This window comes from Saccharothrix coeruleofusca (genome assembly GCF_014648515.1).
Taxonomy (GTDB): Bacteria; Actinomycetota; Actinomycetes; order Mycobacteriales; family Pseudonocardiaceae; genus Actinosynnema; species Actinosynnema coeruleofuscum.
This window is the reverse complement of record NZ_BMRG01000014.1, coordinates 57,516-77,697: the sequence shown is the minus strand read 5'-3', so window position 1 is coordinate 77,697 and position 20,182 is coordinate 57,516. Positions and strand designations below refer to the sequence as shown.

The window sequence follows — 20,182 nt, the reverse complement described above, 5'->3', positions numbered from 1 at the left end:
CGCAGGCCTTCCGCTGGCGGGGCGGGCGGCTCGTGCTGCCGCTCGCCCCGGTGGCGTTCCACTGAGCCGGCATGGCGCTGAACGACTGGGCGGACCGCGAGCTCGACGCGGACGAACGCCCCGAGCGGCCCCCTGCCGTCCGGACGCATCCAGCCAGGCCAGGCGCCGGGTGCTGCGACCGGCCTGACCGCGGCGGGCCTCGGCCTGCCGGTGCTCGGTGGCGGACGCGGCGCGCCGAGGACCGCGGTGCCGCTGGCCGCAGCCATCTGGGTGTACGACCTGCTGACCGGGATCGCCGGAGCTCGGCCGGGTACGGAGCCGTCTCGCATGAAACCACTCGTCCTCGTCGACGTCGGTCTCACGCCCCGCTTGCTCGGCCACATGCCAAACCTGACCGCCCTGGCGCGCAAGGGCCGGCAGTCGAACCTCAGCGACCTCGGAGAGATCCACCTGTAGCGCCGGCACGACGCGCTCGTGCGGGGCGACAAGCTTTGGGACGGCCTGAAGGTCGCGAACCTATGCTGGTGGTACGCCATGGCACGTCCTGCGCGCCGAACGCCCCGACCTCACGCGTCCACCTGCCGCACCTCGACTACGACCTGCAGCGGCACAGCTCGCACTCCGCGGAGGCCGTGAGGGCGGCCGGACAGGTCGACGTCGACGTCGCGCCGCTGCTCGCCGAAGCCGAGTCGACCGGGGCGACCGTCGTGGTGCTGAGCGAGTACGGCATCACCCCGGTTAGCCGCCCTGGCGACCTCAACCGCGTGCTGCGCGCGGCGGGGTTGCTGGAGTTCTGCACCCAGGGCGGCATGGAATACCCGGACCCGTGGACCTCCTGGGCGTTCGCCGTCGTCGATCACCAGGTCGCGCACGTCCACGTCCGGGACGAGACCGGCCTTCCGCGCGTGCGCGACCCCCTCGAGTCGACACCGCTAGGTCCTCGGGAGGGGCCGACCAGGCACATCACGGTCTCGACCACGACCGTTCGGGGAAGTTGGTGATCACTGCGGACCCCGACTCCTGGTTCACGCACTACTACTGACTTGACGACGACCGGGCACCGGACTTCGCCCGGACCATCGAGATCCACCGCAAGCTGGGCTACGACCCGGCGGAGCTGATCCACGACGACCCGGCGAGGGGGTGCCTGAAGGCAGCGATGGCGCCAGCGCGCAGGAAGGACGGCCTCCGCTGCACGATGGGCGTCGTACCGCTGGCCCCCTCGCGCGTGCGTGAGTCCCACTGCGGGATCCCGGAGAGCCCGCTCGACGGGCCCGTGCTCCTGTGCTCCGACCCGGCCGCCCCCGGCTGGGCCGAAGCGCGCAACGGCCTGCGTGCCACCGATGTCCGGCCCTTGGTCGAGCAACTCCTGCGCGTGCCGCAAAAATACCGGGCGGTCGGTTTTCAGTTCTTGACAAAACCGACCGCCCGGTTTTGTATGAGAGCTGGCGGGCACCCGCCACGGACGCAGGGGGAGTCGAGATGGACATCAACGTCTTAGGGCCGCTGACAGCGAGCATGAACGGCATGTCGATCACACCGACCGCCCCGAAGCCCCGCAAGGTGCTCGCCACGCTCGCCGTCTACGCCAACGAGATCGTGCCCGTGGCGATGTTCCTCGAAGAACTCTGGGGCGAGGACATCCCGCGCAGCGCGACCACCACTCTGCAGACCTACGTGTTCCACCTGCGCAACCTGATCGGGCTCGGGTGCGGCGACCCGAAGGACGTGCTGCAGACGCAACCGGGCGGCTACCTGCTGCGCACCGATGGCGGTGAGGTGGACGCGCTCGAGTTCGAACGGCTGGCCGCCGCCGGTCACCGCGCCAGGGAGGCGGGTGACTTCCACGGTGCGGCCGACAGGTTCCGCGAGGCGCTGGGGTGCTGGAACGGCCCGGCGCTCGTCGACGTGCAGCAGGGCGACGTCCTCGAGGTGGAGGCGCAACGGTTGAGCGAAGCGCGGCTCAGCGTGCTGGACCGCCGCATCGACGCGGATCTGAGGCTCGGCCGCCACCACGAGATGGTCGGCGAACTCACCGCGCTGGTCGCTCGCAACCGCACTCACGAGGGGCTGTGCGGGCACCTGATGGTCGCGCTCTACCGCTCAGGACGTCGTGGCGAAGCCGCGGACGTCTACCGCAGGACGCGTGCCTGCCTGGTGAACGAGCTGGGGCTCGAACCATCACCGGCGCTGCACCGGCTCCAACGCCTGGTGCTCGCTGCCGACCAGAACCTGGCGGCGGCCGACGACGCCGACTGGCTCCTGAATGCGGGATAGCAGATGACCAAGCAAGTGAGATCCGAACACACTCGCGCCCGGCTCGTGCGCTCGGCGGCGGAGTTGTTCGACCAGCACGGGTTCGCGGGCACGAACATCAGTGACATCACCAGGGTGGCCGGGGTGACCAAGGGAGCTCTGTACTTCCACTTCCAGGCCAAGGAAGAGCTGGTGGAAGCCATCCAGGAGCAGAGCTGCGCGAAGCTCGGCACCGCGGTCGCCGCACTGGAGGGCGAGTCCGCGGTGCAGGCACTGATCGACCTGACCCACACGCTCGAAGGCTGGCTCGCCACGGATCCCATGGTGCGCGCGAGCTTCCGCGTCGCCCGCGAGTGCGCCGACCGGGGCGCGCCGTTCCTGGACTTCTCCGTGTCCTGGTCGGCCGCGGCGACCAGCCTGCTCACCAAGGCCGCCCGCGACGGTCAGCTGGCCGAGGACATCTCGGTCCCGCTCGTCGTGGTCACCGTCCTGGCGCTGTCGGTGGGCGCGGAATCGCTGTGCTCGTCAGGTTTGCCCGGCATGGACAGCACGACGTTGCTCGCCGACGTCTGGCGGCTGTTCCTGCCGGGGCTGGTCGGTGAGACGCGGGTGGCCGAATTCGTGCCGGAGGGCTCGTTCAGGCCAATCCCTCAGGACTGAACCTGGCCCGCCGCCGCGGCGGCACCAGGCCGGGCAGGATGATGCGCCACATCGTCGTGACGCGCTGCGTGACGTCCTTGCGCTGGGCCAGCACCTCGGAGCTCACCTGCACGCCGGTGAACGAACCGATGACGTAGGTGGCGACCTCGTTGGCGTCGAGACCGTCGATCAGGTCGCCCTTCGCCTGTGCCTTCACCAGGCACGACTCCACGACGTTGATCCACTGCAGGTAGGTCTTCGGAGCGGGGTCGGCGAACGTGCCCTGCTCGATCACCAGCCGGATGCTGGCCCGCACCCGGACGTCCTCCTGGAGCCTGCGCGCCATCGCGTGGGTCAGGTCGATCACGGTTTGCAGACCGATGTCCGGGAGGTCGCTCAGAGGTTGCCAGACGGCGAACTGCTCGTCGATCAGAGCGTGCGCGATCTGTTCCTTCGACTGGAAGTGGAAGTACAGCGCACCTTTCGTCACGTTGGCGTGCAGGAGGATGTCAGAGAGCGTGGCGCCGTTGAAGCCGTGATCGTCGAACACCTTGGCTGCGGCGTCGAGGATGGCGGCCCGAGTGCGCTCCGCACGTTCCTGCTTGGCCAACGGTGGTTCCTCCGATCGGACGGACGGTTTCGAACCTGAAGCATAACTTCAGGAAAAACCCTCGAAAAAAAACCGGGCGGTTAGTATGTTCTTGTCGTCAGGATGCCACCACCCGCCGGGCAAGTTCCACTTGGAGGTAGAAGATTGTGCTGACCGGCCGTACCACCCTCACTGTTGCGGAAGAGCTGCCTGTTGACCCGCCGAGTCGCGGACAAGTCCTCTACGACCAGACCGTTCCCCGCCACCTGGTTCACCGGGCCGCTGTGTCCGAGGTGTTCCTCACCGATCTGAGAGTCATCGACGACACGACCTTCAGCGTCGGGGCCCAGTGGCCCCGCGACCACAGCTTCTACCGGTTACCCACACCGCACCGGCACGACCCGATGCTGCTCGCCGAGACGATCCGGCAAGCCGCACTGGTGATCGCGCACCAGGTGTTCGGCGTTCCGCTCGACTGGAAGTTCATGTCCCACGAGACGAGCTACCAGATCACCACCGCAGGGCTCGCGCTCGGCGCGCGTCCCGCGGACATCCTGCTCTCCGTCACCTGCCGCGACATCAAGCGGCGCGGCAACCGGGTGGCAGGCATGAGCATGGACATCACGTGTCACCGGGACGGGCGCCAGATCGGCTCGGGCTCCGTCAACTGGAGCTGCGTCACCTCCGCCGCCTACCAGCGGTTGAGGGCGGGCAAGATCGAGCAGGGCGCGGTGCCGGAGGAGCCACCGCCTCCGGTCGCCAAGGTGCAAGTCGGCCGGGACCGCTCACGCGATGTCGTGCTGTCGCCGCTCGACAGGGCAGGCAGCTGGTTGCTGCGGGTCGACCGGCACCACCCGGTCCTCTTCGACCACCCGGTCGACCACGTGCCGGGGATGGTCCTGCACGAGGCCGCCCGGCAGGCGGCCGCACTGCTGATCAACTGGCCGGGGCTCGTCCCGGTCGCCTGCCGCTTCACGTTCGACAAGTACGTCGAGTTCACCTGCCCGGTCGTCGTGACGCCGGTCCGGTGCGCGCCGACGACGAGCGGTGCTCTCGGCGTGGGAGTGAAGATCGAACAGGACGGTCAGACCGTCGCGCACGGCCTCATGGACATGAGGATCGTCGACTGATGTCGGCGCCTGGGGGCAACTGGGGTTTTCGCACTGGGGTGAATGACTTCTGGGGGGAAGATCATGGTAGGAAGACGATCGGGAAAACGATCCTGGTGACCGGGGGCACCGGTTTCATCGGCGGCGCGGCCCTGCGCGCACTGGCCGATTCGGAGCCCGGCACCAACATCCGGGTGCTGTCCCGGCAACCGCTACCGGAATCCCTGCGGACTGGCGAAGTTCTGCACGTGCACGGGGACCTGACCGATCCGTCCTCGCTGCGAGGGGTGTGCGAGGGTGTTTCGACGGTGTTGCACCTCGCCTCTCACGTCGGCCGGGATCCTGAACTGTGCGATGTGGTGAACCGGCACGGCACGACGGCTCTGCTCGCCGATGCACGCAGGCACGGCGTCTCGCGGGTGGCCTACATGAGCACCACGGCCGTCTACGGACACGGCGTCCACAGAGGACTGACCGAGACAGGCGTGAATCCGCTGCCCGTCTCACCGGCCTCCCGCAGCCGGCTGTTCGCGGAGCAGGCGGTGCGCGGGTTTGGTGGGATCGTGCTGCGGCCACACCTGGTGTACGGAGTCGGTGATGTGTGGTTCATCCCCACGTTGCTGAGGCTGCTGAACAGGGTGCCGTCCTGGATCCAGGACGGTGCGGCCAGGGTGTCCGTGGTCTGCGTCGACATGCTCGGAGAAGTGCTGTCGGGACTGACGAGGATTCCGTGGCGCGGAGGAGAGACCTACCACGTCAGCCATCCGCGATCGACCAGCTTCCGGTCGATCGTGCGAACGGTGTGCTCCACGCTGCGCCTCGACCTCCCATCGCGGTCGTTGCCTGTCGCCGAACATCGGGAGATCTCTCGCGGGATGATGCCGGAGCTGACCGACCACCAGCACGAGCTGCTCGCGTCGGACCACTGGTACGACAGCAGCCGGATCTGGAGGAAGGTCAGGCAGTGTCCCGGTCCGGGCTTCTCCAGCAGGTTCGCTCGGGCGGCCGACTGGTACCGGGACCTGCTGCCGATCGGGTAGTCCTGTTCGGACAGCCGGTCCGGTGAGAGCGGTCCGGTGAGGTGGAGTTCGTTGATCCGACTTGCGCGGATCAACGGACTCCACCTCGCACGCCGCCGATCAGCGGCTGAAACCGGTGCAGCCAGGGGTGACGTGAGCGTTGCGAGCGCGTTGCGGGTGGTGGCCGGCCGGTGCGGAGACGACCCGTCCGGCCAGTGCCGAGTGCCGAGTGCCGAGTGCCGTTTGTGCGCCGTGACGAGCGGGGCCTGCTACGGGCGGGTGTGTCAAACGAGCGGCTCTGGCCAGCGGTCGGTGTGAGCAGGGCGGCGAAGCCGTGCACCAGACTGGCGAGTGCGGTCATCTCCGGGCAGGCCGCGACGATCTTCTCCGGCAGGGCCGTGTCCTTCGTGCGCGGGTTGTCGGGTTTGGTGAGCAGGAGTCGGCTGGCGTGATGTGAGGTGGTGACGGGGCGCTGGCCTTCGGCGCTGCCCTGGTTCGGGATAGCGGACCAGCAGGGTGGCCCTGCCGGTGTAACCCGGCTCCCGGATCTCGGCGAGCCGGCAGGGTGACGGGGACCGCGGGGTCGGCGGCGCGGCGGGCACGGCTGGTGGTCGCGGTAGGGGTTCGACCAGCGTCGGGCGGTAGGTGGGGGGCGATGCGCGAGGTGTGGGGTTCGGGCATGCGGGCGTAGTGCGTGCCGGTGTTCAGGACTATGCCCAGGCGACGCGAGCAGTCCAGTGAACCGACGCCCTGGCCGAGCAGATCGTGGATCTTGATTCAGCGTTCGCGGATGGTCTATTCGTGAACTCCGCCTGGGTGGGGTGGGTTGACCGTGGCGCAGCATCCGGTGTGCGCGCGGACTTCGAGCAGGACCTTGTCGCGGAGGTTGCGCCACAGGTGCCATCGATCACTGACCTGCACCGCGTCGGGCAGGGCGCGTCAACCGGTCTCGGCTCGATGACAACCGTGGCGTAGCGGTGGTGGCGGCGCAGGGCGAAGTCGTCCACGCCGATCACCCGCGGAACCGACTGCTCGGGCAGTGGCAGGCGCCGTAGACGGCGCAACGTGGTGCTGCGGGACACCAGCACGGCCAACGAGCCAGCCAGGCGCGCGGCCGCCCGACCGCATAACTCCCGTGCCACGTGGGATATCCGTTGGACGAGCCGCACCGTGTGGCGCTGGTGGCAGTCCGGGGGTCTGTTCCCGGAAGGTCTGCCGCGCGCAGTTCCGAACCGGGCGGACCAGCGCCGACAATCCGGAGAACACCGTTCTCACAAGGGAGTCGACATCCATCGCAAGATCGCGATCATGACCGGTTGCTCGACGCCACAGCCGACTGCGGGACAGAGCCGCTCGTTCTGCAGTCCCCGGAGGAGCGATTTGCAGTCCCTTTGAGCATGGGCGACTCGTCTGAAACTGCCTGCGATCGCGTCAATATTGTCCTTTCCGCTTTGGGGTGATCGTTCTGCTGGCTCATTTCTGCAGCTTTCATGACGGTTGACCACTGCTGGTGACGCTTTTCCTGGTGTAGTTGACCGCTGGCGTCGGTGCCTGGCTCGGTGGCGGTGGCGGTGGCGCGGCGCGACTCGCGGAGGGGCGGCTTGCGCATAGGTCGATGACCGGTATATACCGTTAGTGTGACTGCTGCTTTGCGGGAACCCACGTTCCTGATACTCACCGCGCTTGCCGAGGAGCCCCGGCATGGCTACGGGATCCTGCGCGATGTCGAGCGGATCTCCGGGGGGCGGGTGCGGCTGCGGGCGGGCACCCTCTACACCGCGCTCGACCGGCTGACCTCGGACAAGTGGGTGGCCATCGACCGGGAAGAGGTGGTCGAGGGCAGGCTGCGGCGGTACTACCGCCTGACCGACCGGGGGGCGGCCAGGCTGGCGGAGGAGATCGAGCGGGTGCGGGCCACCACCCGTGTCGCGGAAACACGTCTGCGCGCACGGCTCATCGGAGGGACGGCGTGAGCGAACTGGAGAAGCGGTACCGGTGGTTGCTGGGCTTCTACCCGCGCGAGCACCGCGAACAGCACGGCGAGGAGATGCTCGGCGTGCTGATCGCCGACGCGGGCGAGCGGACGACCCCTGGCTGGCGGGACACCGCCGACCTGCTGTGGGGTGCGTTCCGGTTGCACGTACGGCGTCTGCTCGCGGCCGACGTGCTGGCGATCGTCGGCCTGCTGGGGCCGATCGCGGTCCTGGCGGGTGCGACCACGAGCCTGCACGAGCTGGCCTGGTGGATCCGGGCGGGCTCGGTGCCGCCGTTCCAGCAGCTGCCCGACGCGCCGGTGTGGTTGGTCTGGCTCGCGGTCGCGATCCTTGCCGTGGCGGGCAAACGCAGCGCGGCCGCGGTCGGCGCCTGGGTGGCCACCGCCGGGCTGATCGTGGTCATGCAGCTGCCGTTCGCGGGCTGGCAGTGGTTCACCGACAAAGCGGGCTGGGTGCTGCTCAGCGCGGTCACGGCCTTCGCGCTGTCGGTGTCGGACGGGCGCGGGGTCAGGGGCAGGTCCGCGATCGTCACCATGGCCGTGACGGTTCTGGTCACCGTGGGGCTGGGGGTGTTCGGCCACCGGGAGGTGATCGCCGAGTACGCGGCGCTGGTCGTCCTGTTCGCCGGTGCGGCGCTGGCCGCCGGCATCAGGTCCGCCGCCGGGCGGCGGGCCGCGCTGGTGCTCTCGGCGCCGGTCGCGACCGCGTTGCTCGCGCGGCTGGTGGACGCCGTGCACCAGGGACCGATCAACGACACGGTCTCCGCGCTGATCTTCTTCGGCGCACCGCTGGTGTTCCTGGTCGCCGTCGGCGGGCTGGTGCGCCTGCCCCGGCGCACGAGCGCCAGCTAACGCCCACGCCGATGCCCGTCATCGAGCGGCCCTCCGGCTCGTCGGATCTCTCGGTGACGGCGCGGTCGGTGACGGCGCGATCGCGGCCGAGCACCGCGTCGCCGGGGTAGCCCGGCAGGAACGACAGCGGGATCGACACGAGACCCGGATCGCTCAGCGGGAACAGGTGGAAACCGATGCCATCGATGATCGGGTCCGGGCCGCTGGGAACACTGGCAAGGACACGATCGGCAGCAGGCACGAGCCCGCCGTAGATGAAGAACAGCGACCCGGTCGCGTTGAACCTCCGCCAGAACAACGTGTGGAGGATCGTCGGCAGGTTCGCCGAGGCGAGTACCTTCCGCGCAGAGATGAGCAAGTGTGAACACGTGGCCCGGTGTTTCCGTACGACTTGGTCGGCTCGGAAGCGGTCGGTGGCCGCGCCACTTGATCACTTCTCCGCCTGGAGGGTGCGATCGGTCGGCGGCATGAGCGGACGTTGGCGTCCGGACGGCTGTCGGGCTGGTTGCCGTGGCATCCAGGGGGTAATACCCGTTGTCCCCCCTGAGAGCTACACGAGTTGTTGTCCCCAGCGGGATTCCATGGCTGGCCTGCCCTCTTAATCTCTGCGTCGCACAAGGAGATCACCGCAGAGAGGACGAGGGAAATGGTTCAGTCGAGGGAAGTGGGGCAGCTGCGCAGGTATCGGTTCCCCGTGCTGCTGGTCACGTTCACCATCGTGATGCTGGCGAACGCGGTCATCATGCAGCTGGTGTCGCCCGTTGCGCTGCTCGCCCTGCCGTTGGGGATCGGCTCCGCGATCGCTGTTGCGGCCGGTTATCGCAAGCTGTCGCAGGTCGTGGAGCAGCGGGCGGATATCCCCGAACTCGCCAAGGTGCGGATGTGGTCCCAACTGCGCAGTGGGGCGTTGCTCGGGTCCGGGCTGTTTGTCCTGCTGATCCTGCTGATCGGGGTGTTCGGCGGCTGGCAGGACATGTCGTGGGGTTCGATCTGGGGCTGCCTGAGCACTGCCGGGCTGGTGGCGAGCGTCGCGGTCACCGAAGAGGTGCTGTTCCGCGGTGTGCTGTTCCGGATCATGGAGGAGCGCACCGGGACGATGGCCGCGCTGATCCTGTCGTCGCTGATCTTCGGTCTGACGCACTCGATCAACGCCAACGCGACGCTCTGGGGCGTGCTGTCGATCGCCCTGACGGGCGGGGTGCTGACGACCGCCGCCTATGTCGCGACCCGTTCGCTGTGGCTGTCGATCGGCGTGCACTTCGCCTGGAACTTCACCCAGGCCGGCATCTTCGGCGTCGCGATCTCCGGCTCGGCCGAGGCGTCGCACGGGCTGCTGCAGACCACGCTGTCCGGTCCGGCCGTGCTGACCGGTGGCATCTTCGGACCCGAGGCGAGCCTGATCGCGCTGCTGGTCTGCGTTGTGCCCACCGTTGCCCTGTTGCGCCGCGCTGCCCGCACCGGCCAGATCCAGCGCCGTGTCGAAGCCGCGGCCTGACCAGTACGCTCGCGCGGTGCTCCTGTGGTGGCAGAGACTATCCCCGTCCACTAGGGATAGTGCGTTCGCACTGACCCTCGTGGCCCTGGCGTTCGTGCCGACCGTGTCGACCATCGGCCCTCAGCTCGGCGACCTGCCGAAACGCCCGGTTGACGCGCTCGCGCTTGTGCTGGTCATCGCGCAGGCCGCGCCGCTGGCGGTCAGACGGCGCTGGCCTGCCGGCTGTCTGGCGGTCATCGGTATCGCCTTCGCGCTGCACCAGTCGTTCGGATACCCGGACACCATCGCCGGCATCGGGTTCTACCTGGCGCTCTTCGCGGTCGGGGCGCACCAGGTCCGGTACCGCCGGGTCACAGCGGCGACAGCGACCGCGGGCTACACCGGGCTGGCGGTCACGTTGCACCTGCTGGGTTCGCCCAGTCAGCTCCAAGTCCTCGTTGTGTTCTACCTGACGCTGGTGGTGATGTGGATGGCAGGGACCGCGGTGCGCCGGTGGCGAGCCGAGGAGGCGGAGAACCGTCGGCTGAGTGTCGAGGTGGCGACCGCCGGAGAGCGGGCCCGTATCGCACGGGACCTGCACGACGTGGTGACCCACCACGTGACCGCGATGGTCGTCCAGGCGGACGCGGCGCAGTTCCTGCTCGACGGGCCGCCCGAACACGTGGGGAAGGGGCTCAACGCGATCAGCGACACGGGCCGTCGGGCGTTGACGGAACTGCGTCACCTGCTCGGCGTGCTCGAGGCGACGGGTGACTCGGCGACGGTCGACCGGTCGCCTGCCCTGGGCCGGGTCAGTGACCTCGTCGAGCAGGCTCGGTTGTCCGGTCAGCCGGTCGAGCTGAACAGGCGGGGCGACCAGCGTGAGCACGCGGTCGACATCGAGCTGGCGGCGTACCGGGTGGTGCAGGAGGCGCTGACCAACGCGATGAAGTACGCGACGGGACACAGGACCCTGGTCGAGATCGACGATCACGACGACCGGATCGAGATCGAGGTGACGACGGATGGGACCGCCGCGGGCGCGCCTGCGCTCGGGTCGGGTGGGCGCGGCCTGAGTGGGCTGCGGGAGCGGGTGCGGATGCTCGGTGGTGAACTGGTGGCCGAGGCCCGGCCCGAAGGCGGGTTCCGGGTGCACGTTCTCATCCCGTCACGGAGGTAGGCATGACTGTCCGGGTTCTGGTGTGCGAGGACCAGGAACTGGTGCGCGCCGGGTACACCACGATCTTCTCGGCGCAACCGGACATGGAGGTCGTCGGCGAGGCCGCGGACGGCAGGCAGGCTGTCGAGGAGACGCTGCGGTTGCGCCCGGACGTCGTGGTGATGGACATCCGCATGCCCATCCTCGACGGTATCGAGGCCACTCGCCTGCTGGCCGGGCCCGGCGTGGACAACCCGGCGAAAGTGTTGGTGGTCACCACTTTCAACGTCGACGAATACGTCTACGAGGCGCTCAAAGCCGGCGCCAGCGGGTTCCTGCTCAAGGACGCGCCACCGGCGGAACTGGTCAAGGGCGTGCGCACTGTCGCCGCCGGGGAATCGCTGGTGGCCCCAGCCGTCACCCGCACCTTGATCGGCCACTTCGCCGAGCGCCTGCGCCCCACCGACACCGCCCGACCTGGCCGGGACCACGTTCGGCAGACCCTCGCTCGCCGGGAACTCGAAGTGCTCGAACAGCTCGCCGCGGGCCTGTCGAACGCGGAGATCGCCGAGGAGCTGTGCATCGCCACGGAAACCGTGAAGACCTACGTCTCCCGAATCCTGACCAAACTCGATCTGCGTGACCGCGTGCAGGCGGTTGTCCTTGCCTACCGGGTGGGGCTGGTCGTCGCCGAGTGAAGCCCGCACACTTCGAGCAGGCCGTGAACCGCGCCGCGGCTGGGTCGGCGATCAGCGTGACGCCGGTCAGGGCGGGGATCAGTTCGCGGCCGGTGGTCCGCATCGGGGCGGCGGCGCCGGTCAGCCTGCCGTCCGGGCCGACCTTGTACGCGCCGAGCAGCGTGGGGGTCGGTGCGCCCTCGATGTAGCGCGGGTCGATGTCCGGGTCGGCGCACCACACCCAGCCGTCCGGGTTCCGCCGCGCCTCTTGGCGCATCGCGTCGGTGACCGGCGGCAGGCCGGGGTGCCCGCTCAGGTCGTCGACCTGGCCTGTGGCCAGGTAGTCCTGCACCGGTTGCGGCAGCACGTAGACGCGGTCGCCGGTCGGAGTCACCGCTGTCACGACGTTCCACATGCCCTTGAGCCGGTAGCGGTGGAACGGGTCGTCCGGGGCGGTCTCCTTCGTCTTCGTGCCCGCGTTGTCCGCGGCCGCCGCGGCCTTCCTCGGCCTCGCCACCTGCATCGCTACCGCACGCCCGACGATTTGTTAGGGCCTCTCAGGCGGATCCACCCGGCGCGGGTGGTGCGTCCGGTCCGGAGGCGTGATGTCGCTTTCGCGGTGCGGCCGGCTGCTGGCGGATCAAGAAGGCGGTCGCGGCGATCACGACACCGACCACAGCCAACGCCGGACCGCCGGGGAGTCCGATCAACGCCACCGCTGACACGAGCACGGCGGTGGTGAGGAGCCAGGTGGCCCTTCGGCTGCCCGTGCGGTCCAGGGCGCGGAAGCGCTCGGCGAACTCGGGGTCCTCGGCCGCCAGTCGTTTCTCGATCGCCCGGAAGAGGTGCTGCTCCTGGTCGGTCAGCACGGCGGCCTCGGTGTGGACCGCAGCGTGCGAGTCTCGCGGCTGTGCCCCGGTCCTGCGGTTGAGACACCGTGCACCGTACCCGGCGGTGAAGAGCCCTGTGGCGACGGCAGTGGCCCCTACCGGGGTCCGGGTGAGCGGGACGACCAGCAGTCCGATCAGCACGAGCCACAGTGACCACCGCATGTCGGCTCCTCCCGTCAGCCGCAGTTCGGACGTCGGTACTCGTCGGCGTCCGCTCTCCGATGCTCGTCCGGCTCCACGGTCCGCGAAAGAGGCGAAGAAGGTCGGGTCTGGGTCCGGTTGGTTGCCGAACCCCGGCAAGCAACGCTGGTTCATCTCCGATCCGGAAGGCGACGCCGTCAGACGACGTACGTGGCCGGACGGGCTGTGGGCCGTGAAGACTGCGAACGAGGGGTTCACGCCTCCGCACCGACGGGTACGATCCTCACCGGTGTGCCGGGAAGCCTGGTCGGCGTGGGTTCGTCGCCGTCATGGATCGGGAGCCACTCATGGCCGGGCACATCATCACCATCGGCTGCGGCACGACCGCTCGACTCGGCGACCTCGTTCGTGATCGCCGTCTGAGGCCGGTGGGCCGTGCTCCGGCTGCTCGCGCTCGGTGCCGTCCCGTCCGGACCGGGAAGTGCCGATCTGTCAGGAGTAGCTGGTGATGGCGAACAAGGCGGCGGGAACGGCGGTCGGGCCCATGGTGATCGCGGCCGTGGAACAGCACCGCTCACGCGGGCAGCGCTTGCTCGACGACCCGTTGGCGGTCCGCGTGCTGCCACCGTTGTCGAGGTGGCTGGCGGCGCTGGCGCGGCGACCAGTTGTCCGCGAGGCGCTCATCAAGGCGTCGGAGCGAACCGCTCCTGGCGTCTGGGGTGGCGTTGCCTGCCGCAAGCGCTACATCGACGATCAATTCACCCGCGCGCTGGAGGACGGCGTCAAGTCCGTGGTGGTCCTCGGTGCGGGGCTCGACACCCGTGCTCACCGGTTGGCGGTGCCCGCGGGCGCGTCGGTGTTCGAGGTGGACCTGCCGGTCAACGTCGAGCGCAAGCGCAAGCGCCTGCCCGCTGACGAACGGGTGGTGCGAGTGCCGATCGACTTCGACACCGAGGACCTGCGCGCGGTGCTGACCGCGCACGGCTACCACTCCGGTGACCGGTGCCTGGTCGTGTGGGAAGGGGTGACCCAGTACCTGACCGAGGACGGCGTGCGCCGGACCTTCGACTTCCTGGCGGGTGAGGCGCCTGGCAGCCGACTGGTGTTCACCTACGTGCGGAAGGACTTCCTGGACGGCACGGAGCTGTACGGCTCTGAGGCGCTGCACCGGCGGTTCGTGGTGGGGCAGCGCCTGTGGCGGTTCGGGCTGCACCCGCACGAGGTGGGCGCGTTCCTGGCCGAGCGCGGGTGGCGCGAGATCGAGCAGCTGGGACCGCCGGAATTCGACGCGCGTTACGTGCGCGGCACCGGGCGGGTCGTGCCGATTTCACCCCTGGAGCGGACCGTGCTCGCCGAGAAGTCCTGTGCCGGGTAACACCTCGGCTTCCGCCCGACTCGGCGGACCAGGTCGCCAGGGGCATCGTGCGCGGTGTCCCCGTGATTGCCAGACTCGGCCACATGGCGCGAAGTAGAAGGGTGGCACCCGCGGCAGGGGACAGGGCCGACCCGCTGGCCGAAGCCGCCGAGCGGGCAGGCCGCGACGCGCGCGGCGTGCCCGCCGAGCTCCTCGTGGGATACCTGGAGGGCCTGGACGAGGTCAGCTCGACGCGGCGGCGGTTGCGGGCGGACCAGCTCCGGGTCCGGCGCGAGGCGGGTGCGCGGGCGGCCGAACGGGGCGTGTCCCTGCACGGGGTGATCGACCTGCACTTGAGCGCCACCTGGCTGGCGTGGCCGTCGTTGTCCGGTGTGCGGGAGGCACCCGACGGGGATGCCGTCCGCGCCGCGGGGGAGGCGGTGTTCAGAGCCGCCGACGCGGCGGTCATGGCGGTGGCGCAGGGCTACGAGGAGGCGCAGCGCTGGTCGGTGCGCCAGGAGGAGTCCTTCCGGCGGGAGTTCGTCGACGACCTGCTCGACGGGCGCAACCTCGGTCAGCTGGCCGAGCGCGCCGAGCGGTTCGGGCTGCGGCTGGCGGGCAGCAACGTGGTGGCTGTCGTGCGCGCCGCGCAGCCGGTGGTCGACGGCGGCGAGGTGGCCAGGGCGGTGGAGAGTTCGCTGCACCTGCGGTCGGGCTCGCGCGACGTCCTGGTCACCACCAAGAACGACCTGCTCGTCTGCGTCGTGCCCGAGTCCATGTCCGGGGCCCTCGACGAGTTCGTGCGCCAGGTGGCGGCCGCCCTGGGGACCGATCCGACGTGGTTGGTCGGGGTCGGTCGCCCCCAGTCGGGACCGGGCGGTGTGGTGCGCTCCTTCGAGCAGTCCAGGCACGCGGTGGACATCGCCGACCGCCTCGGGCTTCCCGGCCGCGTGCACCGGGCCGAGGACCTGCTGGTGTACCAGGTGTTGCTGCGCGACAGCGCCGCCTTGGCGGATCTGGTGTCGGTGGTGCTGGAGCCCCTGCGCGGTGTGCGCGGTGGCGCCGGACCGCTGCTGGAGACGCTGACGGCCTACTTCGCCAACGGTCAGGTGGCGACCGCTTGCGCTCGCGAGCTGCACGTGGGCGTCCGGACGGTGACTTACCGCCTCCAGCGCGTCAAGGAGTTGACGGGCTACTCGGTGGAAGACCCGTCGCAGGCGCTCTCGCTGCACGTCGCCGTCCTCGGCGCGAAACTGCTCGGTTTGCCGCTGTCCTCGCACCAGACCTCGTAGCCACTCCGGTTGCCGAACCCCGGCAACGGCGGTGGTGCCATGGCCACCGGGTTCCCACATTGTTCCGATCGATGCGGCGGGGAAGCATTGAGGCAGGTCAAGGGGCTGAAGACGAGGGTGTGCCTGCCGGGGAGGAGCGTTGCGTGGACGCTTGGCCGGGCTGGTCGCTCCTCGCGTTGTCGCTGGGAGTGGTCGAGGTCTTCACTCTCACAGTCGCGCTGGGCATCCTCGGAGGGGCGGCACTGCTGGCCGCCGGGGCCGCCGGTGTCGGGGCGTCGCTCCCGGCGCAGTTCGCGGTGTTCGCCGCCGTCTCCGTCCTGGGGCTGCTGCTGGTCCGTCCCCTCGCCCAGAACCGCCTGCGCAAGCCGCAGGCGGTGAGGTTCGGGGTGGACGCGCTGGTCGGAGAGCCCGGTTGTGTGGTGCGCGAGGTGACGCGGCACGGCGGTCGGGTGCGGATCGCGGGGCAGGAGTGGACGGCGCGCCCGTTCGACGACGCCCTGGTGATTCCCGAGGGCGTCACTGTGGAGGTCCTGCGGATCAGCGGCAGCACCGCGTTCGTCTACCCGTGGAGTGGGTCGTGGAAGCTTCAGTGATCGTCGCCGCGGTCATCGCGCTGCTGGTGGTGCTGGTCGTGTTGAGCGCGGTGCGGATCGTGCCGCAGGCCCGTGCGCGCAACGTGGAGCGGCTGGGCCGGTTCCAGCGCACGCTGCAACCGGGGCTGAACGTGGTGATCCCGTTCATCGACCGGGTGTACCCGGCGATCGACCTGCGCGAGCAGGTGGTGTCGTTCCAGCCGCAGCCGGTCATCACCGAGGACAACCTCGTGATCAAGGACGCGATGGAGAAGCAGATGCGCGCCGAGCGGGACAAGCGCGCCGCCGTCCTCACCGCGGAAGGGCAGCGGCAGTCGCAGATCCTGACCGCCGAGGGTGACAAGCAGGCCGCGGTGCTGCGCGCCGAGGGCGAACGGGCGGCGGAGATCCTCAAGGCGGAAGGGCAGTCGCGGGCGATCGACCAGGTGTTCCGGGCCGTGCACCGCAACGACCCGGACCCGAAGCTGTTGGCCTACCAGTACTTGTAGATGCTGCCGCAACTGGCGCAGGGGCCCGGCAACACGTTCTGGGTTACTCCCAGCGAGGTCACCTCGGCCCTGCAGGGCGTCTCCCGCGCCTTCACCGACGCGCTGCCCGGGGTTCCGGCCGCCGAACCCGCCGCCACCTCCGACGACGCCGCCCGCGCGGCCGACGACGCCAACCGGGCCGCGGAAGCAGCGGCCGAAGCGGTCGCCGACGCCGAAACCGCACGCCGGGTGAGCACGCCCGCCTGACCGATCCCCGTCCAGGGGCGGTCCCCGCACGGGGGCCGATCACCGCACCGGAGCGCTGCCGAACAGGGCGTGCTCCGGTGCGCGCGTCCGGTGCCGGGACGAGCACGGCGGGCACCACCCACCGGTCGCCCGTCCGCTCCCCGGAAATTCGAAGTGAGAGACAGGGAGTCCCCCATGACCGACCAGCGCCGGCTTGCGGTCGTGATCACCGGAGCCGGTTCGGGTATCGGATCACGCGCGGCCCGGCAGTTGGCCGAGGGCGGGCACCGGGTGTTCGCCCTCTGCCGTGATCGGCGACGGGGCGAGGAGGCGCTGGCCCGGATCAACGCGACCGCGCGCGAACCGGTGCGGCTGGTGCTCGCCGACATGGCGGAGCTGGACGGCTTGGACGATGTCGCGGCCTCGGTGGCCGAGCACGTCGACCACCTCGACGCGGTGATCCACAACGCGGCGAACTTCGACCAGTCGCCGCGCGGGCCCCGCCGCACCCCGGCCGGGCACGAGCTGATCTGGGCGACCAACCACCTGGGGCCCTTCCGGCTGACGGCCGCGCTCAGCGGGCTGCTGCGAGCCGCGCCCCGCCCGAAGGTGATCACCGTGGCCAGCAAGGGGCTGGTCACCACGCCCCGCATCAGGATCCGCTTCGACCACTTGGACGGCGCGGGCTGGTACACCCCCACCAAGGCCTACTACCACTCGAAGCTGGCTCAGGTCATGTTCAGCTTGGAACTGGCGTCGCGGACCGCGGGCCGAGTGGAGGTGACGTGCGTCCGGGTGCCCGCGGTGCGGTTGGATGCCGACCGGCTGGCAGGCATGTCGCGGCTGCTGCGCGTGCTGTACGCGCCCAAGAACCGACTGGCCGCCTCACCGGAGGACTTGGCCGCCGCATACGTGCGCATCACGGAGGGTGGGGGTGAACGTGCGGACGGGACTGTCCACGGCGTCTACGTCGACGAGCGCGGACGGCCCGTGAAGGCGCCCCCGTCCGCCTACGACCCGGCGGCCCGCGAACGCCTGTGGGCGGTCACCCAGGCCCTCACCGGCAATCCGTCGTGGGCGTGGTGGGACGACAACCCGTGACGGGTGATGAGGGGTGCTTCCGGGCCGGAGGGCATGTCCTAGTCCTCTGGTGCGTCCTCTGGTGCCAGGGCCGCGAACGCCTCGTCGACCAGTGAGCGGAGGTCGTCGGAGCCCTCGCCCTCGACCCACGAGGTCAGGGCGGTGGTGAGGGCCGCGGTGGCCGCTGCGGCGATGACGCGCAACCGCAGGTCGACCGGTCGCCCCGCGCGATCGGCGAGGGCGGCGGCGAGCAGGTCGCCGGTGGCGGCGGTGTTGTGCCACTGGCGCGCTCGCAGGGCGGGGGTGGTGACGATGAGCCGGGTGCGGGTGTAGACGGCGTCGCGGTCGGTGTCCAGCACCGCGTCCAGGCCGGTGCGCAGGGCGGCGCGCAGCGCCTCCAGGGGGCTCTCCCCGGTGGGGCGGGCGCGGATCAGGTCGGCGATGAGCGGGTCGTAGTCGTCGTCCTCGACCACGGCTTCCTTGGTGGGGAAGTAGCGGAAGAAGGTCATGTGCGACACCCCCACCGCGGCGGCGATCTGCTCGACCGTGGTCTGCTCGTAGCCCTGGTCGAGGAACAGTCGCAGTGCGTGCTCCTGGATCGCGCGGCGGGTGCGCGCCTTGCGCTGCTCGCGCAACCCGCCCCGGCCTGCCTGGTTCGTCACCGGTCAAGCATGACCGCCAGCGCTCGGCCCAGTGCGGCGGGTTCCGGGGTGCCGCGCCATGCGAGGTGGCCGTCCGGGCGCACCAGCAGCGCGTCGCCGTCGCGGCGCGTCCACCGGACGTCGCCGAGCGCGTCGCGGGCGATCGCGGCGCAGCCGTCGTCGCGTGGTGCGGCGAGGGTCCAGCCGAACCGGCCGGTCGCCGCGAACTCCGGCACCCGGTCGCCGACCCTGGGCCGCTTGCCGAAAGGCGAGCGGGCGTAGCTGGTGCGCAGCTGCGACGCCCGCTCCCAGATCAGCCGCTCCACCGCTGGCAAGCTCATCAGGGGGAACAGCACGCGGTCGCGCACCAGCCGGGCCAGGCGCGACTCGCCCAGCACCAGACCGGTGAGGCCGCTGGTGGCGCCCAGCACTTCTTCGGCGACGGGGCGGCGTTCGTCCTGGTAGCCGTCCAGCAGCCGCTCGCCCGCGCGGCCCGAGGACACCAGGGCCAGCCGCCAGGCCAGGTTCTCGGCGTCACCGAGACCGGTGTTCATGCCCTGTCCGCCGAACGGGCTGTGGATGTGCGCGGCATCGCCAGCCAGCAGCACGCGGCCGCGCCGGTAGGTCTCGGCCAGGCGACGGTGGATGCGGAACACCGAGGTCCACGCCCACTCCTGGCCCGGCTGGACGCGCACGCCCGCGTGCCGTTGCGCGGCGCGGGTCAGGAACGCCGGAACGTCCCGCACCGAGGTACCAGGGGCAGGGGCCATGAACCGCCACACGCCTCCCGGCAGTGGGAAGGCGGAGAACATCTCCTCGCCGAGCACCCACACCCCGACCGCGTCGCGGGGCAGCGGCAGTTCGGCCCGCACGTCGCCGAGGACGAAGCCCTCGACCAGCGGGACGCCGGGGAATCCGATGCCCGCGGCCTTGCGGACCGCGCTGTGCGCGCCGTCGCAGCCGACCACCCAGTCGGCCCGCACCGGACCGGCCGGGGTGGACAGCACCGCGCTGTGCCCGTCCTGGGCGATGTCGGCGACCGGGTGCCCCACTCCACCCGGACTCCCAGGTCCGCCAGGCGTGCCCGCAGTCCGGCTTCCACCTCGGCCTGCGACACGAGCAGGCCGGGGCGGCGGACCAGCGCGGTGGGGCGGCCGACCCGCAGCTCGCCGGAGCGGCGACCGCCGACGTGGACCACCACCCGGCGGATGCCGACCGACCGGGACGGCAGGTCGCCCAGCGCGCCGAGCCGTTCCAGCACCTCGCTGCCACGCGGTTGCAGGCCCAGGGCCCGCGAGGTGGTCGCGGACCCTGGTGCCGCGTCCACCACCCGCACCCGCACGCCGTGCAGGCGCAGCGCGCACGCCGCCGCCAGACCGGTGGGACCCGCGCCGACCACCACTACGACCATGAGCCGTAGTGTTAGTCACTAACATAAGTTAGTCAATAACATTTTGTTGGTGGACGTCCGGGACGCCGTCGTGGTCCGCGTCGCGGGTCTCCTCCTCGTGGATGCGTCGGTAGACGCGGTTGCGCGCGCGCAGGATCACCGTGGCCACCAGCGCGGACAGCAGCGAGCCGAGCAGAATGCCGATCTTGGCGTCGTCGTAGGGGCGGCTGCCCTCGCCGAAGGCGAGTTCACCCACCAGCAGTGAGACGGTGAACCCGATACCGCCCAGCACCGCCAGGCCGACCACGTCCACCCAGGCCA

The 20,182-nt window shown here is 70.2% G+C and carries 21 protein-coding genes and 4 pseudogenes; 17 read left to right on the top strand and 8 right to left on the bottom strand.

The annotated features are described in order from the left end of the window. Window positions 1-246 precede the first annotated feature (246 nt). The 4 genes from IEZ00_RS38185 to IEZ00_RS27145 all read left to right on the top strand — a co-directional run bounded on the left by IEZ00_RS38185 (window position 247) and on the right by IEZ00_RS27145 (window position 2,916). Window positions 247-456: a hypothetical protein gene (locus IEZ00_RS38185; protein WP_373293206.1), complete on the top strand. Its 210-nt coding sequence runs from the start codon at window positions 247-249 to the stop codon at window positions 454-456. A gap of 62 nt (window positions 457-518) precedes the next feature. After that, a complete protein-coding gene (locus IEZ00_RS38030) occupies window positions 519-1,001 on the top strand; it encodes an alkaline phosphatase family protein (RefSeq protein WP_306344701.1) in 483 nt (160 codons plus the stop codon). A gap of 481 nt (window positions 1,002-1,482) precedes the next feature. Beyond that, entirely contained in the window at window positions 1,483-2,277 is a 795-nt protein-coding gene (locus IEZ00_RS27150) for an AfsR/SARP family transcriptional regulator (protein ID WP_189226174.1), read from the top strand. A gap of 3 nt (window positions 2,278-2,280) precedes the next feature. Beyond that, window positions 2,281-2,916, top strand: a complete 636-nt coding sequence (locus IEZ00_RS27145; protein WP_189226173.1) for a ScbR family autoregulator-binding transcription factor — start codon at window positions 2,281-2,283, stop codon at window positions 2,914-2,916. Here the strand turns inward: IEZ00_RS27145 and IEZ00_RS27140 are convergent. Then, on the bottom strand, window positions 2,894-3,505 hold the full coding sequence (locus IEZ00_RS27140) for a ScbR family autoregulator-binding transcription factor (RefSeq protein WP_189226172.1): 612 nt from the start codon (window positions 3,503-3,505) through the stop codon (window positions 2,894-2,896). The two genes, IEZ00_RS27145 and IEZ00_RS27140, sit on opposite strands and share 23 nt — an antisense overlap. A gap of 146 nt (window positions 3,506-3,651) precedes the next feature. Between IEZ00_RS27140 and IEZ00_RS27135 the strand changes: the two genes are divergently transcribed. Together IEZ00_RS27135 and IEZ00_RS27130 are read left to right on the top strand one after the other, a co-directional pair. Next, window positions 3,652-4,614, top strand: coding sequence for a ScbA/BarX family gamma-butyrolactone biosynthesis protein (locus tag IEZ00_RS27135; protein ID WP_189226171.1), 963 nt, complete (start codon window positions 3,652-3,654; stop codon window positions 4,612-4,614). A 38-nt stretch (window positions 4,615-4,652) separates the two neighbouring features. Then, the gene (locus tag IEZ00_RS27130; RefSeq protein WP_209616422.1) at window positions 4,653-5,633 is read left to right on the top strand and encodes an NAD-dependent epimerase/dehydratase family protein; all 981 of its coding nucleotides are present in this window, start codon (window positions 4,653-4,655) and stop codon (window positions 5,631-5,633) included. 279 nt (window positions 5,634-5,912) lie between these two features. Here IEZ00_RS27130 and IEZ00_RS38345 read toward each other — a convergent pair. Beyond that, a pseudogene (locus IEZ00_RS38345) lies at window positions 5,913-6,551 on the bottom strand (ISL3 family transposase); the annotation flags it as partial. A 22-nt stretch (window positions 6,552-6,573) separates the two neighbouring features. Further along, window positions 6,574-6,793: pseudogene (locus IEZ00_RS38340) on the bottom strand (ISL3 family transposase); the annotation flags it as partial. A 456-nt stretch (window positions 6,794-7,249) separates the two neighbouring features. Here IEZ00_RS38340 and IEZ00_RS27125 point away from each other — a divergent pair. The 5 genes from IEZ00_RS27125 (at window position 7,250) to IEZ00_RS27105 (ending at window position 11,788) form a co-directional block, all read left to right on the top strand. After that, window positions 7,250-7,585, top strand: a complete 336-nt coding sequence (locus IEZ00_RS27125; RefSeq protein WP_229796137.1) for a PadR family transcriptional regulator — start codon at window positions 7,250-7,252, stop codon at window positions 7,583-7,585. Next, window positions 7,582-8,457 carry a hypothetical protein gene (locus IEZ00_RS27120; protein ID WP_189226169.1) on the top strand — a complete coding sequence of 292 codons (876 nt, stop codon included), beginning with the start codon at window positions 7,582-7,584 and terminating at the stop codon, window positions 8,455-8,457. The genes IEZ00_RS27125 and IEZ00_RS27120 overlap by 4 nt, the downstream gene beginning before the upstream one ends. A 694-nt stretch (window positions 8,458-9,151) precedes the next feature. Further along, window positions 9,152-9,952, top strand: coding sequence for a CPBP family intramembrane glutamic endopeptidase (locus IEZ00_RS27115; protein ID WP_189226168.1), 801 nt, complete (start codon window positions 9,152-9,154; stop codon window positions 9,950-9,952). Continuing rightward, window positions 9,933-11,111 (top strand): sensor histidine kinase, encoded by a 1,179-nt coding sequence (locus IEZ00_RS27110; protein WP_444544479.1) that lies wholly within the window; start codon window positions 9,933-9,935, stop codon window positions 11,109-11,111. Before IEZ00_RS27115 ends, IEZ00_RS27110 begins: the two co-directional genes overlap by 20 nt. Window positions 11,112-11,113: 2 nt before the next feature. After that, on the top strand, window positions 11,114-11,788 hold the full coding sequence (locus IEZ00_RS27105) for a response regulator (protein ID WP_189226166.1): 675 nt from the start codon (window positions 11,114-11,116) through the stop codon (window positions 11,786-11,788). Window positions 11,789-12,324: 536 nt separating this feature from the next. Here the strand turns inward: IEZ00_RS27105 and IEZ00_RS27100 are convergent. After that, window positions 12,325-12,819, bottom strand: coding sequence for a DUF3040 domain-containing protein (locus IEZ00_RS27100; RefSeq protein ID WP_189226165.1), 495 nt, complete (start codon window positions 12,817-12,819; stop codon window positions 12,325-12,327). A gap of 487 nt (window positions 12,820-13,306) precedes the next feature. On the opposite strand from IEZ00_RS27100, the gene IEZ00_RS27095 reads away from it, so the two are divergent. From IEZ00_RS27095 to IEZ00_RS27075, 6 genes and pseudogenes are all read left to right on the top strand, one after another. Further along, the gene (locus tag IEZ00_RS27095; protein ID WP_189226236.1) at window positions 13,307-14,173 is read left to right on the top strand and encodes an SAM-dependent methyltransferase; all 867 of its coding nucleotides are present in this window, start codon (window positions 13,307-13,309) and stop codon (window positions 14,171-14,173) included. Between the two features lie 101 nt (window positions 14,174-14,274). Then, window positions 14,275-15,444, top strand: coding sequence for a PucR family transcriptional regulator (locus IEZ00_RS27090; protein WP_229796135.1), 1,170 nt, complete (start codon window positions 14,275-14,277; stop codon window positions 15,442-15,444). Window positions 15,445-15,587: 143 nt separating this feature from the next. Further along, a complete protein-coding gene (locus IEZ00_RS27085) occupies window positions 15,588-16,037 on the top strand; it encodes an NfeD family protein (protein ID WP_189226163.1) in 450 nt (149 codons plus the stop codon). Window positions 16,038-16,060: 23 nt separating this feature from the next. Then, window positions 16,061-16,522 (top strand): annotated as a pseudogene (locus tag IEZ00_RS27080) (SPFH domain-containing protein); the annotation flags it as partial. 3 nt (window positions 16,523-16,525) lie between these two features. Beyond that, complete coding sequence (locus IEZ00_RS38025) at window positions 16,526-16,771, top strand: hypothetical protein (RefSeq protein WP_306344698.1); 246 nt, start codon at window positions 16,526-16,528, stop codon at window positions 16,769-16,771. 174 nt (window positions 16,772-16,945) lie between these two features. After that, a complete protein-coding gene (locus tag IEZ00_RS27075; RefSeq protein WP_189226162.1) occupies window positions 16,946-17,851 on the top strand; it encodes an SDR family NAD(P)-dependent oxidoreductase in 906 nt (301 codons plus the stop codon). A 38-nt stretch (window positions 17,852-17,889) separates the two neighbouring features. Here IEZ00_RS27075 and IEZ00_RS27070 read toward each other — a convergent pair whose 3' ends face one another. From IEZ00_RS27070 to IEZ00_RS37200, 4 genes and pseudogenes are all read right to left on the bottom strand, one after another. Beyond that, complete coding sequence (locus IEZ00_RS27070) at window positions 17,890-18,492, bottom strand: acyl-CoA-like ligand-binding transcription factor (protein ID WP_189226161.1); 603 nt, start codon at window positions 18,490-18,492, stop codon at window positions 17,890-17,892. Beyond that, a complete protein-coding gene (locus tag IEZ00_RS27065) occupies window positions 18,489-19,523 on the bottom strand; it encodes an FAD-dependent monooxygenase (RefSeq protein WP_229796145.1) in 1,035 nt (344 codons plus the stop codon). The genes IEZ00_RS27070 and IEZ00_RS27065 overlap by 4 nt, the downstream gene beginning before the upstream one ends. Before the next feature lie 44 nt (window positions 19,524-19,567). Then, window positions 19,568-19,882 (bottom strand): annotated as a pseudogene (locus IEZ00_RS37205) (FAD-dependent oxidoreductase); the annotation flags it as partial. A 28-nt stretch (window positions 19,883-19,910) separates the two neighbouring features. Continuing rightward, the coding region (locus tag IEZ00_RS37200) for a Na+/H+ antiporter NhaA (RefSeq protein ID WP_229796134.1) at window positions 19,911-20,182 on the bottom strand (272 nt) is incomplete at its 5' end.